The 4,248-nt window shown below is 59.2% G+C and carries 7 protein-coding genes and 1 pseudogene; 7 read left to right on the forward strand and 1 reads right to left on the reverse strand.

Going from position 1 to position 4,248, the window contains the following annotated elements:
- Window positions 1-1,009: sensor histidine kinase (locus AC5JJ6_RS01415; RefSeq protein WP_496040328.1), on the forward strand; the 1,009-nt coding region annotated here is incomplete at its 5' end.
- Between the two features lie 21 nt (window positions 1,010-1,030).
- On the opposite strand, the gene AC5JJ6_RS01420 is transcribed toward AC5JJ6_RS01415, so the two are convergent.
- The gene (locus AC5JJ6_RS01420; RefSeq protein ID WP_496040329.1) at window positions 1,031-1,276 is read right to left on the reverse strand and encodes a response regulator; all 246 of its coding nucleotides are present in this window, start codon (window positions 1,274-1,276) and stop codon (window positions 1,031-1,033) included.
- A 101-nt stretch (window positions 1,277-1,377) separates the two neighbouring features.
- Here AC5JJ6_RS01420 and AC5JJ6_RS01425 point away from each other — a divergent pair, with 101 nt between their 5' ends.
- From AC5JJ6_RS01425 to AC5JJ6_RS01450, 6 genes and pseudogenes are all read left to right on the forward strand, one after another.
- Complete coding sequence (locus AC5JJ6_RS01425; RefSeq protein WP_496040330.1) at window positions 1,378-1,611, forward strand: hypothetical protein; 234 nt, start codon at window positions 1,378-1,380, stop codon at window positions 1,609-1,611.
- 119 nt (window positions 1,612-1,730) lie between these two features.
- On the forward strand, window positions 1,731-2,132 hold the full coding sequence (locus AC5JJ6_RS01430; protein ID WP_496040331.1) for an SWIB/MDM2 domain-containing protein: 402 nt from the start codon (window positions 1,731-1,733) through the stop codon (window positions 2,130-2,132).
- A 148-nt stretch (window positions 2,133-2,280) separates the two neighbouring features.
- The gene (locus AC5JJ6_RS01435; protein WP_496040332.1) at window positions 2,281-2,442 is read left to right on the forward strand and encodes a hypothetical protein; all 162 of its coding nucleotides are present in this window, start codon (window positions 2,281-2,283) and stop codon (window positions 2,440-2,442) included.
- Entirely contained in the window at window positions 2,443-2,667 is a 225-nt protein-coding gene (locus AC5JJ6_RS01440; protein ID WP_496040333.1) for a hypothetical protein, read from the forward strand.
- Between the two features lie 632 nt (window positions 2,668-3,299).
- A complete protein-coding gene (locus AC5JJ6_RS01445; RefSeq protein ID WP_496040334.1) occupies window positions 3,300-3,725 on the forward strand; it encodes a hypothetical protein in 426 nt (141 codons plus the stop codon).
- 257 nt (window positions 3,726-3,982) lie between these two features.
- Window positions 3,983-4,248 (forward strand): annotated as a pseudogene (locus AC5JJ6_RS01450) (ISKra4 family transposase); the annotation flags it as partial.

Consider the following 4,248-nt stretch of genomic DNA (forward strand, 5'->3'; position numbering starts at 1 on the left):
CTGCCGGGTCATGCAGTATCGTGCTGACGAGGATGACCTTTTCCTTCGCTCCGGCTTCGGCTGGCCCGCCGGTGCTGTCGGGCGGCTGAAAGTTCCGGCCGACCAGACAAACACCGCCGGCAGAACCTTTGTGACGGGTAAGCCGGTGATCACCACAGACACTGGTGCTTTACCGGCCTCCACATTCCCGCCGTTCTTCGCCCGGCATGGCATCATTTCGTCGGTGTGCGTTCCGATCCAGGGCAGTGACGGCACGTTCGGCACCCTGGGTGTCGATTGTACCGGGCCACGGGCGTTCGAGGATGACGACGTCGAGTTTCTCAGCGGCTTTGCCAAGGTAGTTGCCGAGGCAATCAGCCGTATTCGGCGCAAGCGGGCTCTCGACAGGGCTCTCCAGAAGAAGGAGGCGCTGGCGGACGAGCGCGGCGTTCTGCTGCGCGAGATGCAGCACCGAGTGCGCAACCACCTTCAGCTGATCCAGTCCTCGCTCAGCATCCAGGCCAGACGGACAAAGGACACGGCGGCACAGCAGGGCTTCCAGGAGGTCGCCGGGCAGGTGCTGGCGCTGTCCACTCTGTACGACCACCTGCTCGGCGTCGGCATGGGAAGAACGATCGACTTCGCGGCCTACCTGTCGTCGCTGTGCGACAGCATGGGACAGGTAACAGGGCTCAATGGAGGCCAGGTTGATCTGGTCTTCACTGCCGACCAGCACGTCACCCTGGGTCTTGACCGGTGCACCGCGCTGGGCATCGTGGTCAACGAGCTCGTTTCGAACGCGCTGGAACATGCCTTTGCCGGCGGCAGCGGGAAGGTGGAAATCTCACTGGCAGCTGCCGGGCCAAGCGAGGCGCTGCTGATTGTCGCCGATGACGGCAAGGGAATGGATCGGCAACTCCGCCGCAGCGTCGGGATGACCCTTGTCGAGCGACTGGTGAAGCAGGTCGAGGGATCGATCGAGGTGGATGCATCATCGGGAACGGTCTGGAAGATCATCTTTCCGCTATGATGTCGAGCGGCTTGTCCAGGTTCAGCAAAGGCCATGAGGGCTGCTGAGAGCTTCGGCAAGGGCAGCCGTGATTTCCCTTGAGGTGTAGGGCTTGGTGACGAAGCCGACCGTCCGGGCAGCCATAGCCTGTCCAATGGTCGCCGCATCGTCGTGCGCTGTGACGAATATGCTGGGAATGCCCAGGCTGTCGCGGATCGTGCGCTCGCTTCTCGGCCAGATCGACTTTGCGACCAGCCTGCGTACGACATCTGCTCTAGTGATCGTCATTCTATTGGGAGGGATAGTCGCCTCAATCGCCTTTACGGTCGTCGAACTGCGGCCGGAACTTCCCTGGCTGTTCCTGATCCTTCTGGCAGTCGGCCCTGCCTTTGGGGGGGCGGGCAGCGGCCGATGTCAGGGCCGGCAAAGTCTATGCGGGTGTGCTTGTCACCTTCCTGATCCTGTTCGGGCTCGGCGTCTCGCCGCTGCCCGGGAGCAGCGCCGAGGCGTTTTCGACGCGAGTAGGCTATGTTCTCGCGGCAGTCCTCTACACGCTCGTCATGGCCGGGCTGCTCTGGTCTCGGCGCGACAAGCGGTTCAGCGCATTCCATCAGCGTAACTGAGGGCATTGATAACCTTATGGATAGGTTCGAAGGGATCTTCCCAGTCGGCAAAGTGTTACCTGCGACCGGCACATCTCCACCGGGTGAAACCAACGAACCCGGCGACGCAGAGGGCAATCATGGCGGCTAAAGACACCAAGACTTCCAAAGAAGCTAAATCATCTGACGAAACCAGAGCATCCAAGGAAACCAAGGGGGCGAAAGCGCCCAAAGCAGCTAAGGCACAAAGCAGCAAAGTAGAGCCGGTAAGCAAAGAGGGCCAGAAGCCCAATGCGCTGCAAAAGCTCCTGCAGCCGTCCAGGGAACTGGCTGCCGTGGTCGGAGGCGAGCCTCTGGCGCGCGGTGACATCGTCAGCAAGGTGTGGGACTACATCAAGAAGCATGAACTACAGAACCCGGAAAACCGGCGCGAGATCCTGGCCGACGACAACCTGGAAGCGGTATTCGGCAGGAAGAAGGTAACCATGTTCGAGATGAACAAGTACCTGTCTCAGCACCTCACGTCGCCTGATGCGAAATGACGAGCCCTGGTTCCCGTGCCAGATCCAACAATCCCACCGTCGCTTACCGGTACAAACAGGTAAGCGACGGAACGCTCTGAGGTGGAGCCTGTTCTGGAGACAACCAGCCCGGCGATCCTGATCCTGACCGGTTTTGGCGGAAAGGCAGATGACACAGGACGATTTGGTTGAACTCTCCCGCCTTTTTACTCTGTGGCTGGCTGCCCTGCCGGGAGAGTCTCCGGTGCGCGAGGTGGCTGAGGAAATCGACAAGGTGATCGCTCATGATGCCGCCATAGGACGTTTACCGCCAGTAGACGGGGATGCATGAATGGATCGAACAGGCACGGGCACCGAACGCTGTGTCATCGAGCTGCTGGCGCTGAAGGACGCTCCCGACGACGCATTGCTAGACCAAGTGGAGCTGATCGGTGAAAGGGCAGCGCGCCACATGTTGTTGGACGAGGCAGCCCGGCTGCAGCATGGCGATCTGCCAATGGCGAAGGATTGCGCCGCCCTGGCTGACCGCATCGACGCGTTGATCCGGCCGGCGTGACGCCCCCAGCTGAGGGTCAATCAGGATTCAGCCTTGGTGCCTTCGATCTTGAGGACTTTGATTTCGACGTCCGGCGAAGGCTCCTGTCCAGTTCAAACTCTGTTTTGTCGGCCTCCTTCATCACTTTGGCTTGTTCTCGGATCATCTCGCGGGTCACGGATAGCAAACGTTTGAGAAGGTGCATCATCTAACCGTCACCCCCTATGCTGAGACATATGACTTCAACCAGTTTAGGGCTTCCATATGCCGGAATGGGCATAATCTGGTGTCGAAAAGGACTGATGCCATGACCGATGTCCCTCTGCCGCCAGCTGCTGCCGACCACTGTCAAGTTGTGGAAGCTCGTGCAGGCAGACTGCGCATTGGTGATGATAGCAGCTAGGAGTAGCAAAGCTTCCGTAAAGTTTGTACATCGACTGGCAAGACGATGTCGACCTGATCAGGCTCGTCGCCGATGGCCGCAGGATCGTCGATCCGAAAGGTTGGCGCCGTCATCTCCTTACGACGTTTCACTGATCGACACCGCCAAGTCGACCAGTAAGAGTTTCAAGGTTGTTAGAGGTCTGCGGGCAAGCTGCTGGCTGCGGATGTTTCCTGGCAGGTATGGCGGCGGGAAGAGATAGGATGGTATCTTGAAGCCTAATACCCCATACACTCTGGCGTGGGTACCGGACGGAGCGCTGATACCGGCACTGATGGTGGTCCCTCTGCCGATGGGGCCGGAGAAGATCGATCAGCAGCGGTACCTGGATCTGATGACGCTGCGTTTGTCGGATCTGCTGGAGGCGCAGGACGATCCGGAGGAAGCCGCGCAATTGATTGCGCAGGAGTTTGATCGGGTGGGGCTGGCGCCGGGGGATGTGCGAACGCACAAACCGCTGGCGTGCGCGATCGATCTGATCGAGGACAACCTGATGTTCAGGACGTGGCTGATGCTGACGGACGTACTTGAGGAACCGGAACAGGCGATACCGGACCCAGACGCTTTGACGATCCTGAAGGAAACCGATCTAACGAGCTATCTGGAACAACTGCCGGCGATGTCACCTGAATGGTAGCGCCGCTTTCCACAACAATTCTAGGCACTTAGTCCGACCAGCATGACGGATTGATCTGGATCAATTCTCGTTCGCTGATGTTCGTGTCGCTGGACTGTTTGGTTAGCCATGGCACAAGACCTTACACAACTGATCAATCATCTGGATGGGCTGATCGGTCTGGCAGGGAGAGCATAAAAATCTGTGGGGTGGCATGGCCGGCGCTGCGGAAGGCAGGTAGGTTGGAGTTCTTCAGCCATTGAGCCTTCGGAATGCCTATGCGAGTTCAGATCCAGGTCCGGATCGTCAGCGATGATGACACCGTGCTCAGCGAGGACGTGATCGCCTGCTTTGACAAGGGCGATGACCAACTCGAAGAGATCGGCTTGTCGCTTGAGCAAGCCAAGACCGTTCTGGCCGGTGCGCAGGTAAGTCTCGTTGCGGCCCAGGCGATGAGTTTCCTGACGCGACATCGAGACTGCGAGCAGTGTGGTCGGCACCTTCAGAGCAAAGGACGCTGTCGCTTTCTGTTCCGCACCGCGTT

Source organism: Skermanella sp. (assembly GCF_059503625.1).

Bases quoted from the DNA above. Each gene is read 5' to 3' on its own strand.
- AC5JJ6_RS01420 (WP_496040329.1), bottom strand. From the start codon at position 1,276: ATGACGATCACTAGAGCAGATGTCGTACGCAGGCTGGTCGCAAAGTCG.
- AC5JJ6_RS01430 (WP_496040331.1), top strand. From the start codon at position 1,731: ATGGCGGCTAAAGACACCAAGACTTCCAAAGAAGCTAAATCATCTGAC.
- AC5JJ6_RS01435 (WP_496040332.1), top strand. From the start codon at position 2,281: ATGACACAGGACGATTTGGTTGAACTCTCCCGCCTTTTTACTCTGTGG.
- AC5JJ6_RS01440 (WP_496040333.1), top strand. From the start codon at position 2,443: ATGGATCGAACAGGCACGGGCACCGAACGCTGTGTCATCGAGCTGCTG.